16 protein-coding genes are annotated in these 15816 nt (G+C 67.2%); all 16 read right to left on the bottom strand.

Annotation, left to right across the window (positions count from 1 at the left end; genetic code table 11):
- Positions 1 to 28: 28 nt before the first annotated feature.
- Positions 29 to 856, bottom strand: a complete 828-nt coding sequence (gene hypB / locus DQG17_RS08510) for a hydrogenase nickel incorporation protein HypB (RefSeq protein WP_116132266.1) — start codon at positions 854 to 856, stop codon at positions 29 to 31.
- Complete coding sequence (hypA, locus tag DQG17_RS08505) at positions 856 to 1197, bottom strand: hydrogenase maturation nickel metallochaperone HypA (RefSeq protein ID WP_116132265.1); 342 nt, start codon at positions 1195 to 1197, stop codon at positions 856 to 858. Before hypA ends, hypB begins: the two co-directional genes overlap by 1 nt.
- Positions 1190 to 2083, bottom strand: a complete 894-nt coding sequence (locus DQG17_RS08500) for a hydrogenase expression/formation protein HupK (protein ID WP_116132264.1) — start codon at positions 2081 to 2083, stop codon at positions 1190 to 1192. The genes hypA and DQG17_RS08500 overlap by 8 nt, the downstream gene beginning before the upstream one ends.
- A 1-nt stretch (position 2084) precedes the next feature.
- Positions 2085 to 2873 (bottom strand): [NiFe]-hydrogenase assembly chaperone HybE, encoded by a 789-nt coding sequence (gene hybE, locus DQG17_RS08495; protein WP_116132263.1) that lies wholly within the window; start codon positions 2871 to 2873, stop codon positions 2085 to 2087.
- On the bottom strand, positions 2870 to 3697 hold the full coding sequence (locus DQG17_RS08490) for a hydrogenase expression/formation protein (protein WP_116132262.1): 828 nt from the start codon (positions 3695 to 3697) through the stop codon (positions 2870 to 2872). The genes hybE and DQG17_RS08490 overlap by 4 nt, the downstream gene beginning before the upstream one ends.
- Before the next feature lie 14 nt (positions 3698 to 3711).
- On the bottom strand, positions 3712 to 4092 hold the full coding sequence (locus tag DQG17_RS08485) for a hydrogenase accessory protein (RefSeq protein WP_116132261.1): 381 nt from the start codon (positions 4090 to 4092) through the stop codon (positions 3712 to 3714).
- A gap of 10 nt (positions 4093 to 4102) precedes the next feature.
- Entirely contained in the window at positions 4103 to 4417 is a 315-nt protein-coding gene (locus DQG17_RS08480) for a HypC/HybG/HupF family hydrogenase formation chaperone (RefSeq protein WP_369908001.1), read from the bottom strand.
- Between the two features lie 9 nt (positions 4418 to 4426).
- Positions 4427 to 5035: a HyaD/HybD family hydrogenase maturation endopeptidase gene (locus DQG17_RS08475; protein ID WP_116132259.1), complete on the bottom strand. Its 609-nt coding sequence runs from the start codon at positions 5033 to 5035 to the stop codon at positions 4427 to 4429.
- A 271-nt stretch (positions 5036 to 5306) separates the two neighbouring features.
- Positions 5307 to 6083: a Ni/Fe-hydrogenase, b-type cytochrome subunit gene (gene cybH, locus DQG17_RS08470; protein ID WP_116132258.1), complete on the bottom strand. Its 777-nt coding sequence runs from the start codon at positions 6081 to 6083 to the stop codon at positions 5307 to 5309.
- Complete coding sequence (locus DQG17_RS08465) at positions 6080 to 6310, bottom strand: hypothetical protein (RefSeq protein WP_116132257.1); 231 nt, start codon at positions 6308 to 6310, stop codon at positions 6080 to 6082. The genes cybH and DQG17_RS08465 overlap by 4 nt, the downstream gene beginning before the upstream one ends.
- Positions 6311 to 6321: 11 nt before the next feature.
- The gene (locus tag DQG17_RS08460) at positions 6322 to 8112 is read right to left on the bottom strand and encodes a nickel-dependent hydrogenase large subunit (protein WP_116132256.1); all 1791 of its coding nucleotides are present in this window, start codon (positions 8110 to 8112) and stop codon (positions 6322 to 6324) included.
- Positions 8109 to 9221 carry a hydrogenase small subunit gene (locus DQG17_RS08455; RefSeq protein WP_116132255.1) on the bottom strand — a complete coding sequence of 371 codons (1113 nt, stop codon included), beginning with the start codon at positions 9219 to 9221 and terminating at the stop codon, positions 8109 to 8111. Before DQG17_RS08455 ends, DQG17_RS08460 begins: the two co-directional genes overlap by 4 nt.
- A 203-nt stretch (positions 9222 to 9424) precedes the next feature.
- Positions 9425 to 11683: a carbamoyltransferase HypF gene (gene hypF, locus DQG17_RS08450; RefSeq protein ID WP_116132254.1), complete on the bottom strand. Its 2259-nt coding sequence runs from the start codon at positions 11681 to 11683 to the stop codon at positions 9425 to 9427.
- The gene (locus DQG17_RS08445) at positions 11683 to 13116 is read right to left on the bottom strand and encodes a nickel-dependent hydrogenase large subunit (protein WP_116132253.1); all 1434 of its coding nucleotides are present in this window, start codon (positions 13114 to 13116) and stop codon (positions 11683 to 11685) included. The genes hypF and DQG17_RS08445 overlap by 1 nt, the downstream gene beginning before the upstream one ends.
- Positions 13113 to 14105 (bottom strand): HupU protein, encoded by a 993-nt coding sequence (locus DQG17_RS08440; protein ID WP_116132252.1) that lies wholly within the window; start codon positions 14103 to 14105, stop codon positions 13113 to 13115. The genes DQG17_RS08445 and DQG17_RS08440 overlap by 4 nt, the downstream gene beginning before the upstream one ends.
- On the bottom strand, positions 14102 to 15433 hold the full coding sequence (locus DQG17_RS08435; RefSeq protein WP_198666054.1) for a sensor histidine kinase: 1332 nt from the start codon (positions 15431 to 15433) through the stop codon (positions 14102 to 14104). Before DQG17_RS08435 ends, DQG17_RS08440 begins: the two co-directional genes overlap by 4 nt.
- Between the last annotated feature and the right edge of the window lie 383 nt (positions 15434 to 15816).

The raw sequence follows: 15816 nt of genomic DNA, 5'->3' as shown, positions 1-15816 counted from the left end.
TTGCAGGCGATGTTGCCGGACCCCCGGTTCATTGCGCCGCCTCGGCCGCCGTCCGCTTGGCCACAAGCTCGGCGCGCAGCCAGCCGCACCAGGCCGCCATCCCTTCGCCCGTTCGTGCCGAAACCCGCAGGATCTCGATCCCCGGATTCACCCGGCGCAGGTTCGCCTCATAGAGGTCCATGTCGACATCGCAATGCGGGGCAAGGTCGGTCTTGTTGAGCAGCGCAAGCCGCGAGGCGGTGAAGATGTCGGGGTATTTCAGCGGCTTGTCCTCGCCCTCGGTGACCGAGAGGATGGCCACCTTGCAATCCTCGCCCAAATCGAACCCCGCCGGGCAGACCAGATTGCCGACATTCTCGATGAACAGCAGCGAGGCGGGGGCAGGGGCCAGATGATCCAGCGCATGGCCCACCATATGGGCGTCGAGATGGCAGCCCTTGCCGGTGTTGACCTGCACCGCCGCGGCTCCGGTGGCCCGGATCCGGTCGGCGTCGTTGGCGGTCTGCTGGTCGCCCTCGATCACCGCCAGCGGCTGGCCTGCCAGCATCCCGATGGTGCGGCACAGCAGGCTGGTCTTGCCCGAGCCGGGCGAGGAAACCAGATTGACCGCAAAGACCCCGGCCGCGGCCAGCCGCGCCCGGTTGGCGGCGGCATAGCCGTTGTTCTTCGACAGGATGTCTGTCTCGATCTCGATCAGCCGTTCCTGGCTCATCCCCGGCACCGCAACGCCTGCGGGCCCGCTGCCATAGTGCAGGTCGCCGCCGGTCCCGTGGTGATGGTGGCCGTGGTGGTGGCCGTGATGGTCGTGGCCATGGCCCTCGATCGATCCGTCACCGCATCCGCAGACATTGCACATCACACCACCTCCATGTCCCTGATCCGCATTTCCTCGCCGCCCGTCGGCATCAGCTTGCCGCCGCCGCAGTCGGGGCAGGGGGCGAGCCTGTCGGGGATTTCGACCTCTTTCATGCAATCGTAGCACATGGCCTTGCCCGGGATATCGATCATCTCCAGCACCGCATCCTCGGCGGCCGAGCCGCGCATGACGACCTCGAAGGCAAAGTTCAGCGCCGCCTTTTCGACCCCGGCAAACTGCCCGATTTCGAGCCGCAGCCGCCGGACCCGGGCAAACCCTTTCAGGCTGGCCTGATCCTCGACGATCCGGCGGATCCCCTCGCAAAGCGACATCTCATGCATGCGCCACCTCGCGTAACGCGATGGGCGTGCAGGGGTCGAGGATCTCGAGCAACAGCGGCGCCAGCCCCTGTCGGTCGGCCGGAAGGCTGGCAAGGCATCCGCGCAGCACGCCGCCCGGTCGCACCAGATGGTCGGTCGGGGTCATTCGGGCAAACCGCGTGATGCGGCCGCCCTCGGATGCCGCCTCGACCGCGTAAAGCCCGCGCGCTGCCGGGACGAGCGCCACCGGACCGATCCGCTGCGGCGCGGGCAGGTGCCCGGCGAGGATCGTTTCCAGGTCCATGGCCCGGCCCCAGGCCCGCCAGAGCGGGCCGCGGCCATGGCGGGCCTCGATGGCCCGCATGGCCGGCGCCTTCACATGGCGCGCGGCGGTCGAGTTCTCGATCACCGGATCGGCAAAGACCGAGCGCGCCGAAGGGCCGGGAAGGGCGGGACAGGCCGCCTCGCCCGGGCCGAACCTGTCAGCGATCCGGCGCAGCATGGGCGCCACGCCATGCCCCGATCCAAGGAACCGGGCGATCCCGTCCGCGGTCTGCGGCAAGGCGCAGGCCGGGCCGAAAAGCCGTTCGGCCAACGCCCGCCCCCCGGCCTGCCAGTCCGGCGGCAGCCCCGCCCCCGGAAGGCCAAGCGCCCGCGGCCAAACGAGGCACAGCTTGAACACATGCTCGCGCAGGATCTCGGCCGTCAGCGCCTGCCGCGGGTTGGGCAACGGCAGATCGAGCGCCAGATGCAGCGCCATCTCCTGCGCCGCGCGGCACAGGTTGAACAACCGCGGGACCAGCGCCACGACCTCGGCCACCGGCCTGCCGACAACGATCCCCGCAATCGGCAGCGCGGGCGCGATCACGGGTTCCAGGCGCTGCGGTTCGGTTGCCCGGTTCAGCATGTCAGGCCCCGGCTCGCGGCACGGCTGCCACGCCGCCCGACAGAACCTGCCGCCGGGTCGGGGCCGCGGCGGCCTCGGCCCTTGCCTGCCGGGCTGCCAGATCCTGTTCCCGGGCAGCCCGGATTTCGACGCTGCGGTCGGTTTCGGCGCGATGGGCCGGATCGAACAGTGCGGCCATGATGGCGCGCGCGACCTCGACCGCCTGCGCCTGGCTCCTGTATTCGCCCATCGGCGAGACCAGCGAACAGGCCTTGTAGCCGCCGACGGTCTCGCGGGTGTTGTGCAGGAATTCGTACTCGCCCGAGGGGAACCCGATCACCTCGGTCTCGCCCGCCACCAGCCCGGACCAATCCTCGGCCTCGGCTGGCAGCAACACGAGGTTCATGAACCAGGGCGAGATCAGCACGCCCAGCGGCCGCCCCTCGTGCTCGATGAACCCGACCGCCTCGATCCGCAGCAGCCGGTTGACCAGCGGCACATCGCGCATCTTGCCATTCCAGATCTCGGTGAAGTCGGCAACCAGCGGCTCGGTGCGGGCGCGGATCCGGGCCGCCTGCTGCAGGTCCGCCGCGCCCGGATCGCGCAGCACCATGAACTGTTCCTTCGGCGCGCCGCAATTCGGGCAGGACCAATCCTCGGGCAGCGCGCCGAACGGCGTGCCGGGCGCGACCTGCCGGCTGTCGTCGCCCGTATCGGGGTCATAGCTCGTCCAGCAGATCTTGCATTCGAGCACGGCGAGGTCCGAAATCCGCCCGGCCTCGCCGCCATAAGAACCTTCGAACCGGGTCATGCCAGTGCCTCCAGAACCTCGTTCAACCGCTCTGCGCTGTCGGCCAGATCCTCGGCGGCGGCCAGCGCGACCTCGGGCATGTCGGTCACCTCGAACGTGTCGAGGATCAGCGTATCCATCGAGTTGAAGAATTGCACCCGCCAGACATGGGCAAGTGCGGTGGCCGTCAGCCGGCAATTGCCATAGCCGCGCGACAGCACCTCGACCGAGCCGCGCCCGAGGGCCTCGTCCAGAAAGGCAAGATCCTGTTCGGTGTGGGGCAACAGGGTCAGGTTGACCACATGCGGCGCCATGCCGGCACGCCAGAGCGCGGATCTATCCTGCAACTCGGTCACAAGCGGCGGGGCATTGACCACGCCCGGGGGCAGCGGCGCCGCAAGCGACCTTGCCGGGCGGCGCGGATGGAACGCGCGGGTCCTTGCCTGTGCAGGCACCGGCCCGACTTCGGCCATATCTGTGTCCGCACCCTTCAGCACCCAGATCCCGGCAAAGACGCTCTCCTGCACGGCGAGGGCCGGAATGCCGTGGATTCTGGCCGAAACCTCGCCCTCGCCCAAGGTTTCGCTCACCAGCGCCCGGTTGGCGGCATCGAGGTCCGAGAGATCGAAGGTGGCGCAGTGGCCCGCACCCGCCGCCGCCGCCATCCGGGCCAGCCGCGCGATCCCGGCGGATAGAGGCGCGGGATCAGCCACCTCGGGGACGCGGGGCACATAGGTGCGCATGTCCTGCGGAAGCGGCATGTATTCCAGCTCCGCGCCCTCGGCCCCGGTCAGTTGCGATCCCGGCCCGAAGCCGGTCGGCGGAAGAACGAAATTGCCTGCCATTCTGTCTCTCTCCCTCAGGCCGCGTCTTTGCGCGACAGGATCTGTCCGATCCGCAGGATGTAATCGTCCCAGTCGCGAACTTTGGGCACCGCGCCGATCTGGCGGCCGGCGCGGAAGAAGATCAGGCTCGGGGTCTTCAACACCCCGGTCTGCTCGCGCACCTCGGCCTCGACCGTAGTGCCGACGACGGCACAGTCGAACCGGCCCTGAAAGGCCATGCGCAGTTCCGGGAGGATTACCGCCACATCGGCACTTTCGAGGTTGCGCGCCGGGTCGCCCGGCACGAACAGCACCCGGGCATCGTCGGATGCCGTGAATCGTGCGATGTCCTCGGCCCGGTCCAGCAGCGGCCAGCCCAGATCCTCGGTCAGCCTGTCGATCAGCGGATGTCCCATGTCGCTCTCCTCACCCGGTTGTCCTGCCGGCCGCCAGCGCCGCCTGCAGATGTGCAGGCAGGCGCGGGCCGGATGCCTCCAGATCGGCGAACGCATCGCCGACCGTGCCGCCCGCCATGACCGCGCGCAGCCCGTCGAGCGCGGCAAGGATGCGGGCGGCTTCCTCGGACCCGATCACTTCGCGGGCGGCGCCGAGAAAGCTCAGCACCCAGGTGCCGGCCGGCACCGGACCGGTCAGCGACAGATCGACGGGCACCAGCGCCTGGCCATCCATCGCCAGCCCGACGATCCCCTCGACCCGGTCGATCCGCAGCGGAATGCCCATGCACATCGCCTAGGCCCCCTTGGGAAAGAACCGGGCGTCGCCGGTGCGGCAGACCTCGGCGGCCGAGGGCCGGCCGCTTTCATAGGCGTCGCGGCGGATTGCGGGATCGGTCAGATCGCCGGTGGTCGAGATGCCGGGAACCGGATCGAGGCCCCAGGCCCGCAGCCGGTCGATGGCAACAGCGATGGCCGGGTCGACCTGTGCTGCCACGACATCGCGCAGCCCGCCGCCGTAATCTTCCAGCTCTTCGGGTTGGCAGCCGATCAGCAACAGCAGCTCGGGGCAATAGCCCATCAGTTGCGCCGTCGCGATCACGTCCTGAAAACCGGTCTGGTGCAGCGACATCTTTTTCGCACCCAGGAACGCCGGGACGTCCGTGCCCTCGACGATCTTCAGGGTGCCGGGCGTCAGGCCATAGTCGACCGCATCGAACACGATCATCCGGTCGGCCTGTTCGAGGAACGGCAGCAGGTACAGCCCCTGCGTGCCACCGTCGAGAAGCGTGACATTGCCCGGCAAGGACCAGCTTTCCGCCAGCCTCTCGATGCAGCGCACGCCAAAGCCCTCGTCGGCCCAGAGGACGTTGCCGATCCCAAGAACAAGCACCTTGTCCGACACGATGTTCCTCCCTGACGCAGCCGGTCGTTCGGGGTCCGGCCTTCACTCGATATGAAAGGTAGCTTGGCAGATCGGGCCTGACCGGGAAAAATCCTTCACTCGGAGATTTCTGGCAGCATGCTGAAATATAACGGTAATCCTTGAAAACGCAGGCGGTCGAAGACCTTCTTTATGGATAGTAGATTGCCGAAATATCTAGAAAACGGAAAGTAAAAATACAGAAGGCGTGCCCGTGAGCACGCCTTCGCCTGTTCCGCCCGAGTCACCGGACTCAGTTCGGGTCGTCGTCCTTGAAGGTCCGGTGGCCGGAAATCATCGTCGACACGATGGACTGGCGCGACAGGATATCCTCGCGGATCGCGGCATAGACATGGATGAGGATGAAGATCACGATCGACCACATGCCCAGATGGTGCAGCGAATGCAGGGTCTGGCTGCCGCCGACCAGCGGGATCACCCAGCCGAACAGCCGGTCCGACAGGCTGCCCTGACCGGCGCCCTGGGAATAGAGCGCAAAGCCTGTGAAGATCATGAAGGTAAGGCCCAGCGTCATGAACAGGAACATGGCGGCATGGGCCAGCGGGTTGTGGCCGACGTATTTCTTGGGGTCCCGTTCGAGGAACAGATACCAGCGCGCCTCGTGCAGGACCTCTTTCCACCAATGCCGGTTCCAGACCGGCAGGATGAACAGTTGCGTCGAGTGGAAATTGCCAACGAGCGCCCAATAGATCCGGCCGATGAACGCGAAGGTCACGATATAGGCGGCCGAGAAATGGGCAAAGCGGATGTAGCCGAAGACGAACTGGTTAACCGCCTCGTCGATCTGCATCGACGGCGGCGGCGAGGCGATCAGATAGCCGGTCACGCAGAGCACCGTGATGCCAAGCGCGTTGATCCAGTGCCACAGCCGCACCGGCACCTCGTAGACATAGACAGAGGTCTGCCGCCGGATGCTCTCGACGTCGCTTTGGGTGGCGTCGCCGGTCAGCAGGTTGTCCTGCAGCGGCAGGACGTCGGGATTGGGGATGTGAATGGTCTGTTCGTTCATCGGGCCGCCCCCGCATCGCGGGCGCGACCGGCCTTGCGCCGCACCCGCAGGGCCGTGACGGCCCTGGCCGCCATCCCGATTGCCAGCGGTGCGGCCAGCACCGCGAGTGCGATGACCGCCAGATGGTCTGGCTGGGTCAGCCAGTGGCCGCTGCCGGCCGCGCCATGCCCGGGATGGGCAAGAGCAGGGGCGGGCAGTGCGATCAGGCCTGCAACAAATCGTTTCATGTCATCCTCCCTCAGCGAACCTTGACCCGTGCCATCTCGTGCCCGTCGGGCGACATGACATGGGTCGAACAGGCCAGACAGGGATCGAAACTGTGCAGTGTGCGCAGGATCTCGACCGGTTCGTCGGGCCGCTCCATCGGCGTGTTCATCAGGCTGGCCTCGAAGGCGCCGATATTGCCCGCCGCATCGCGCGGGCTGCCGTTCCAGGTGGTGGGCACCACGCATTGATAATTCTCGATGCGGCCGTCCTTGATGCGGATCCAGTGGCCAAGGGCGCCGCGCGGCGCCTCGGTCATGCCGACGCCTTTCGCCTCCTTGGGCCAGGTCGAGGGATCCCATTTCTCGACATTGGCGGTGCTGCTGTCGCCGGCGATGATGTTGGCCATGAGCTTGTCGAAGAAATACTTCTGCAGGCCCGCGCAGTATTCCGCCTCCATCGCGCGCGCCGCAGTGCGCCCCAGCGTCGAGAACAGCGCCGAAACCGGCAGGTCCATGGTGGTGAGCAGCCCGTTGACCTGTTCGGTGATGGCCTCGTGGCCACTTGCATAGCCGACGATATAGCGGGCGAGCGGGCCCACCTCCATCGCGTGGCCGTTCCAGCGCGGCGCCTTGATCCAGGAATATTTCGCCGCCTCGTCCAGTTCCTTGATGTTGGTCCTGGTGCCCTTGGCATTCGGCCCCAGCGCGAATTCCGGGTCGGTCACGCCATCCCAGGGGTGCAGGCCGCGGCCAGGCTCGCCATAGGAATACCACGAGTGATCGACGAATTCCTGGATCTGGTCGGGGTCGCGCGGGTCGACGTCGTGCACCTCTTCGAGGTTGCCGTCGATGATTGCCCCGCGCGGCAGGTGCAACTGCCCGGGCGAGAAGTCGTTGGGATGTTCGGGGATGTCGCCATAGGCCAGCACGGCCTGCGAGCTCAGCCCGCCGCCATAAAGCCAGTTGCGATAGAACCCGCCGACGGCGATCACATCGGGGAGATAGACGTTCTGAACGAAGGTCGTACACTTGTCGATGATCGAGCTGACAAGGTTCAGACGCTCCATGTTGATCGCACCGACGGCACCGACGCTGTCCATGTTGATCGGGCAGGGCACCCCCCCGACCAGCCAGTTCGGATGCGGGTTCTTCCCCCCGAAGATGGTGTGGACCTTGACGATGTCCTTTTGCAGGTCCAGCGCCTCGAGGTAATGGGTGGTGGCCATCAGGTCCGCTTCGGGGGGAAGCTTGTAGGCCGGGTTGTCCCAATAGCCGTTCTTGAACAGGCCGAGCTGGCCGCTTTCGACGAATTTCTTCAGCCGGTTCTGCACATCGCGGAAATAGCCCGGCGAGGACAGCGGGTGGTTCGGCCCCACCATCTGTTGCAGCTCGGACGTGGCTTTGGGGTCGGCGCGCAGCGCATTCACCGGGTTCACCCAGTCGAGCGCGTGCAGGTGATAGAAATGCACGACATGGTCGTGGATCTGCAGGTTCAGCTGCATGATGTTGCGGATCGAATTGGCGTTGTCGGGGATGGTGATCCCCAGCGCATCCTCGACCGCGCGCACCGAGGTCAACGCATGGGTGCCGGTGCAGACGCCGCAGATCCGCTCGGTAAAGGCCCAGGCGTCGCGCGGGTCGCGGCCCTTCAGGATCACTTCAAGCCCGCGCCACATCGTGCCGGTCGAGACGGCGTTCCGGATCACGCCGTCCTCGTCCACGTTCACCTCGCAGCGCATGTGGCCTTCGATCCTGGTCACCGGATCGACAACGATGCGGCGGCCGGTCGTGTCGAGGTCGAACCCGTTCGGGGTAACGCTCATGATCTGGTCTCCTCATGGGTCTCTTTGGAGGGGTCCTTGGACTGTGCCTTGCGCTGCGCCGACACCAGGATCGACGCGGCGGCGTGGACGGCAATGCCACCGCCGACGACGCCCGCGGCGGCAATGCCGATCTTGTCGGCATTCGACTCGACGCCGAACTGGGTCAGGTCGGTCACCCGGTCATAGAAACTGCCGGCATCCCAGAAGCCGTCCTCGGAACAGCCGATACAGCCATGGCCCGACTGGATGGGAAAGCTGACCCCGTCGTTCCAGCGCACGGTCGAGCAGGCGTTGTAGGTGGTCGGCCCCTTGCAGCCCATCTTGTAGAGGCAATAGCCCTTGCGCGCGTTCTCGTCGTCCCAGGCCTCGACGAACTGGCCGGCATCGAAATGCGGTCTCCGATAGCATTTGTCGTGGATCCGCTGGGAATAGAACATCTGCGGCCGCCCCTGACGGTCGAGCTGGGGCAGGCGGTCGAAGGTCAGCATGTAGGTGATGACGCCGGTCATCACTTCGGCGATGGGCGGGCAGCCCGGCACCTTGATGATCGGCTTGTCGGTGATGACCTTGTGAACCGGCGTGGCCCGCGTCGGGTTGGGCGAGGCCGCCTGCACGCAGCCGTAGGAGGCGCAGGCGCCCCAGGAGATGATCGCCTTGGCATGTTCCGCGGCATGGCGGAGCTGTTCGACAAAGGGTTTGCCGCCGACGATGCAGAACATCCCGTCCTCGTTCAGCGGCGGGTTGCCTTCGACGGCAAGGATATAGTTGCCCTTGTATTTCTCGATGGTCTCTTCCATCGCCGCCTCGGCCTGATGGCCCGCGGCGGCCATCAGCGTGTCGTCGTAATCGAGGCTGATCATCGACAGCACCACGTCCTTGGCCAGCGGATGGGCGCTGCGGATGAAGCTTTCGGAACAGCAGGTACATTCGAGCCCATGCACCCAGATGACCGGCGTGCGCGGTTTGGTTTCCATGGCATGGGCGATCTTCGGCACGAAGGCTGGTCCGAGCCCCAGCGCCGAGGCCGTGAGCGAGCAATATTTCATGAAACTGCGCCGGGTGATCCCCTGCCGCCGCATGACGTCATAGAAGGTTTCCATCTGGCTCAATGCGGGCCCTCCCTGCTGGTCCGATGTCCGCGGGATGTGCGTGCAGACATCCCTTTGGCATCGAGCAGATCAGCCCGGTCTACGCGGTGCAAAACCAAATGGACTCGCGGCCCGGAATTAAATTTCATAGTAAAAACAGTTAATTGATATGGCTGTGCCGGGATCGCTGCGGTGAGAATGTAGCCGTCCGGCCAGCGTTCCGGTCAGGAACTTTCCGGCAGGCGCAGGGCGCGCGCCGCCGCCACCAGCGCCTGTCCCAGCGCCAGCCCGCCATCGTTTGCGGGGGCCTCGCGCGGCAGGCAAAGCCTGAACTCCGGCAGGGCGGCGCAGGTCAGGGCAAGCAGCGTGGCGTTCTGAAAGCAGCCCCCCGACAGCGCGATGGTCCGTGTCCCCGCAGCCATGGCCGCCTGCCGCGCGGCACCGGCAAAGGCACGCGCCAGCCCGGTCTGAAACCGCGCCGCAATCCCGGCCCTGTCCATGCCGGCCGCCAGGTCCCCGGCCAGCGCCTGAAACACCGGCGCCGGATCGAGCATCGGGCCGTTCTGGCCGAACGCATATCCCGCGCTGCCATCGGCACCCTCGGCCAGCGCCTCCAGCCGCATGGCGGCCTCGCCCTCGAAGCTCTGCCGCATCGGACAGATCCCGAGGCAGGCCGCCACCGCATCGTAAAGCCGCCCGACCGAGCTCGACATCGGTGCATTCGGCCCCCGCGCCGCAACCTGCCGGGCCAGTGCCAGCGGGGCGCCGGGAAACAGCCGGTCGGCAAGATCGCCGTGCCCCGCCGCATCGAGCCTGACCAGCGCATTGCGCCATGGCTCGATCTGCGCCCTGTCCCCGCCGATCAGTGGCGCGGGTGTCAGCCAGGCGGCGCGGGTCGCCCCGGCATAATCGCCGACCAGAACCTCGCCGCCCCAGACCGTGCCATCGGACCCGAGCCCCAGACCGTCCAGCACGATCCCGACCGCGCGCGCGCCTTGCCAGCCTGCCTCGCCAAGGGCGGCGGCCATGTGGGCATGATGGTGCTGCACCTCCTCCAGACGCAGCCCTTCGGACATGGCCCGCGCGCGGCCGTGGCGCGTGGCGCGAAACTCGGGGTGCAGATCGACGGCTAAGACCTCGGGGCGATGGTCTAACAGCGCCGTGTAATCGGCCTCGGCCTGCAGGAAGGCGTCCCAGGTCAATGCATCGTCGAGATCGCCCAGATGGTGCGACAGCAGCGCCTGTCCGTCCTTCAGAAGGCAGATCGCCGATTTCATCTGCCCGCCAAGCGCCGCGACCTGCGGGGCGGCCTCGAACCCCGGCGGCAGGGGCAGGGTGCCCGGGACCCGGCCGCGCGCGCGGCGCAGCGTCATCGCGCCCTGCGGCGTGATGCGTTCGACCCCGTCGTCCAGACGCCGCAGGATCCGCCGGTCGTGCATCAGAAAGGCGTCGGCAAAACCGGCAAGCTTTTCGCGCGCCTCATCATTGCCGATCGCCTGCGGTTCCCCCGACAGGTTGCCCGAGGTCATCACCAGCGGGCCGTTGACGGCGTCGAGCAGCAGGTGGTGCAGCGGCGTGTAGGGCAGCATGAAGCCAAGCGTCCTCTGCCCCGGCGCCAACGCCTCGGGCAGCGGCGCCCCGGCGGCGCGCAGCAGCAGGATCGGCGCCGCCGGATCGCGCAGCCGCGCCTGTTCCGCGGCAGAAAGCCGGGCGTGGCGGCCGATCATCTGAGCCGTGCCCATCAGCGCAAAGGGCTTGGCCGGGCGGTGCTTGCGGTGCCGCAGGCGCGCGACCGCCTCGGCATTCGTGGCATCGCAGGCCAGATGGAACCCGCCCAGCCCCTTGATCGCAAGGATTTCACCTTCGGCCAGCGCCCTTGCGGCCAACCCGATGGCGTCGCCGGGAATTTCCTGTCCGCCGCGTTCGATCCACAGCCGCGGGCCGCAGGCGGGGCAGGCGACGGGTTGGGCGTGAAACCTTCGGTCGGCGGGGTCGGCATATTCGGCGGCGCAGTCCGGGCACATCGCGAAATCCGCCATCGCGGTCTGCGCCCGGTCATAGGGCAGCCCGGCAAGAATGCTGAACCGCGGCCCGCAATGGGTGCAATTGGCAAAGGCATAGCCGTGGCGGCGCGCGCCGGGGGTGCGGATTTCCTGCAGGCACTCGGGGCAGGTCGCCGCATCCGGGGTGACGCGGGTGCGCCCGCCGGTGCCGGTCGATGCGGCAATGCTGAAGCCTGGCGGCGGATCGAGGTCAAGCGGGGCGCTTTCGACGGCATCGACGCGGGCGAGCGGCGGCGCCTCGGCCGCGATGCGGCGTTCGAAGTCGTCGAGGCCCATGCCCCAGACCCGGATCAGCACGCCCTCGGGGTCGTTCAGCACCTCGCCCCGCAACCGAAGGCGTTCGGCCAGTTGCCAGACAAAGGGCCGAAAGCCCACGCCCTGCACCTGCCCGCGCACCCGGATCAGCCGGCCTGACGCCATCAGTGCACCGTGCAGACCATGCAGGGATCGAAACTGCGCACGATATGCTGAACGGCGATTGGCGTCTCCTCGCCCGGAAGCACCGGCGCGCCCTCGAGCGCGGCCTCGACCGGGCCGGGGGTGCCGGCGGAGTCCCGGGGCGAGAAATTCCAGGTCGTGGGCGCGATGATCTGATAGCGGTCGATGCGGCCATCCCTGATCGACAGCCAATGCCCCAGCGCCCCGCGCGCCGCCTCGACCAGACCCTCGCCCGCCCCGGACCGCGGCAGGGTCACGGGCGCCATGAAGGGCTGGGCGGGGTCGATCGCCGCCACCCAGCGTTCCATCAGGATCTGGGTGCGCGCGATCTCCAGCAGCCGCCCGGCGACACGGGCGAGCACGCCCGCCTTGCCCGCGGCCAGCGCGCGCGCCAGCGGGTGGCCATCGACCACCTGACGCGCCAGCGCGCCGGTTTCGACGATCTGCCCGCCCAGCCGCGGCGCCTTGCACCAGCTATAGGCGGGGGCCTGCATGTCCTCGTCGGGGATGGTGTCGCCGCGGTTCGGGTGAACGGCATCCCCGAGCATCCAGGCATGGGACAGATCCTCGACAATAGTGTCGGTATCGAGCCCCTGCAGGCCATCGGCGGTCCAGAGGCCGCGGGCAAAGCCGCATCCCTCCGGCCCCGGATAGGCGCCAAAGCTGAGGAACCGCCCGCATCCCGCCCCCAGATCTGCAAGGCCGGTGACAGCCGCGATGCGCAGGAACAGCCCCGCGTCGCCGGTTTCCCACGCCATCAACCGGTCCGGTGTCGACAGGTCCGCAAATGCCTCCAGCGGCGCGCCGAACAGGGTTTGCTCCAGATAGCGGCGAAACTCTCGCAATGTCAGATCTATCCGGACCCGGTCGCGCGGCGATGGCGCCCGCGTCACGCCGCCGGGCTGGATCGCCAGAGTATGGGGCCATTTGCCGGCCAGCAGGCCGGTGATGTGCAAAAGCTTGCTGCGGGCGTCGACCGCCGCATGAATGGCCGAGCCCTTCATCGCCGTGAACCGCGCCACCGCCTCGTCATGCCAGGGCTGACCGGCATATATGGGCCGGGTGAAATCCGGCATGAAGAACAGGTTGAAGTGGGTCAGATGGTCGGCGACGTTCTCGACCGCGTGCAAAAGCTGTGTGACGAGCGCGCCCTGCGGTGCCGGCTGTCCACTCGCAGCGGCGCAGAGCGCGCGGGCTGCCGCGGCAGACTGGCTGATCGAGCAGATGCCGCAGATCCGCGGCGTCAGGGTCAACGCGTCCGTCGGGGACTTGCCCAGCAGCATCCGTTCGAAGCCGCGAAAAAGCGGCGAATTCACCTGTGCGGTTTGCACCTGCCCGCCCGAGACCGTCAGCCGGATCTCGAGATCGCCCTCAACCCGGTTGAACGGCCCGACCAGAAGGGTCTCGTCCGTCACGACCGCGGTTTCCTTGACCGGGGCGGGATCTTAATGCGGTCGGCGGTGGCATTGGTCGAGATCCGCACCGGCGTTGCGGCCTTCGACAGGCTCGCCAGTGCCATGAACCACGCCTTCGGCATGTCAGACGGCAACCCGACCGGAATACCGGCGAATTTGGGGGTTTCGGTGAAGGCGTGGTTCGGTTCCTCGAAATCGGGTGCCGTGCAGTTGATGCAGGGGTATCCGCCCCGCGTACAACTGCCGCCGCCGTTCCAGGGGCGGATGTTGCAATCGCCCACCGCCTGGGTGCCGACGCAGCCGAGGTTTTCCATCATGCAGCCAAGATCCGACAGACGCTCGGCGCTGGCCTTGTATTCGTAGTATTCGTTTCTGGAGCAGCCATGGTGGACAAGGGTGTCGGCATAGAACCGTGGCCGCGCGAAGCTGTCCAGATCTCTGGACGCGAGGCTCCCGTCGGCCAGCATCAGCAGCGCCTCGACGACCCAGCCCGGATGGGTCGGGCAGCCCGCGACATTGATGACCGGCAGGCCGCCGCCGGCGCGGAACCCCTGCGGCAGGGCGCCGCCCGGGTGGCTGCCCTCGAACTGCAGGCCGACCGCGTCCGAGGGGTTTTCGCCCGCCGAGGTGACGCCGCCGAAGGCCGCGCAACTGCCCACCGCCACCACATGCCGGGCGACGTCTGCCAGATCGCGCACCCAGTCGAGCATCGCGCGCCCGGTGCCGGCGAGCATCTGATATCGCCCGGTGCCGCGCGGCCCGCGGGCAATGGCACCCTCGACACACAGGATATCGAGCGCGACTTCGCCGCTCAGGCAGCGGTCCAGCAGCCGGCGTACCTCGGCCCCGGTCTCGAGGCTGAGCGACGGGTGCCAGAGCAGGTCCAGCCCATAGGCATCGAGCGCCTCCAGAACGTTCGGATCCTCGGCACAGAGCAGCGACATGGTACAGCCGCCGCAGCCCGCCGATTGCAGCCAGAGAACGTTCATGTATCGCCCCCCCTGGGCAGTTCCAGCCTGAAACAGGCGCCCGGACCCGCAGTGCTGCAGAGCTTCAGGTCGCCGCCGTGTTCCTTGGCGATCTTGTGGCTGATCGACAGGCCAAGTCCCGTGCCGCTGCCGACGTCCTTGGTGGTGAAAAACGGGTCGAAAATGGTCTCGGCGATCTGGGCCGGCACGCCATGGCCGTTGTCGATCACCTCGATCACCGCCAGAGGACCTTCGGTGCGGTGCAGGATCCGGATCAGCGGGGCGTCGACCTCGGCAACCGCATCCGTCGCGTTCTGCAGCAGGTTCATTACCACCTGCTGGATATGGCCGGGCCGGCCCCGGACCGGCAGGGCGTCGAGACCTTCGAACCGGATCGTGACGTCCGATTTCGTGCCGCGTTCGACCCAGCTGGCGGCGACGCGGGTGATCTCGGCCAGATCGATGTCGGCCGCTTCGCCGGATCCATCGGCGGACAGGCGGCGCAGATCCTCCACGATGTCGCGCACCCGCTCTGCGCCGTCCCTAGCGCCCACGACCGCCGTGCGCAGGTTCTTCAACTCGCGGTCCAGTTTTAGCTCGTGGCGCAGCCCGATCAACTCCTTGCGGGTCGCCCCTTGCTGCACCCGTTCGAAATAGGCCTCGAACCGGCTGGCGTATTTTTCCAGCGCATGGGCATTGGCATAGACAAAGCTGATCGGATTGTTCAGCTCGTGCGCCACCCCGGCCAGAAGCCGGCCGAGCGAGGCGAGTTTCTCGTTGCGGATCAGCTGGCTCTGGGTGTCCTGCAGGGCGCGGTGGCTGGCCTCCAGCTCGGAATAGGCGCGGCGCAATTCGCCAAGCGGCCGCCCGGTCAGCACCGCCCCCGACCGCCGCCCACGCCGATCCAGCCGCGGCGCAATCCGCAGCTCGACCGGGTCCGCACCATGGGCGGTTTCGAGACAGACCTCCAGCGTCATGTCGTGGCCGCGGCCCAGAACCTGTGCCAGCGCCGCGCGCAACGCCTCGCGGTCGCCCGGCACCACGAACTCGGCGAACTCGGCGCCGCTCAGCGCCTCCTTGTTTCTGTCGAGGGCCGTGCAGAACGAGGCGCTTGCCTCTTCGACCAGCCCGTCGCGGGAGATGACAATCAGGAAATCGCTGACCGAGGTCAGGATCGAGGCCAGAACCCGGCGCAGCGCCCGCAACTCGTTGTTGCGGCTTTCAAGCTGCTCCTGATAGCTGACCAGTTCGGAATAGGTACGGTCGACCGCCTGCAACACATCGGCCCAGGCGCTGTCGCTGAATTCGGCCGTGTCGCCGGGCGGATGCATATCCAGATTCTGTGGCATGGAGACACTCCCTTGCCCGGCAATCCTAGCGACGCCTGTGGCAAATCGAAAGCGCTATGGCGGACAGCGGCGGTTGTTCTGGATCGCGCTCTGCGCGACGAGTGCCGGAAAACGCGTGGCAGGTCAGGCCCGGCGACAAATCTGCGGAGATCGATGATGGCGAAGTTCGACGGGCATTCCGACGCTGTCACGCGCGAAACACCTGTCACGGAAAGTCACGGGTCCACGCAGAATGTTCGGCTTTACCCCGGGGGCACTGGGGATCGTGCGGTGCGGCGCAATCACGACTTGCTTGCGAACGGCATCAGGTCCGCCCGGATTCACAGCAGGTAGCATGTGATCAGGCTAAGCGGCGTGATCAGGGTCGGGCTGTCGCTGCCGCG

It is taken from the genome of Tropicimonas sp. IMCC34043 (genome assembly GCF_003390845.1).
Classification (GTDB): domain Bacteria; phylum Pseudomonadota; class Alphaproteobacteria; order Rhodobacterales; family Rhodobacteraceae; genus Tropicimonas.
Note: the sequence above shows the minus strand (reverse complement) of the source record. Positions and strands in the feature narration are given on the sequence as shown.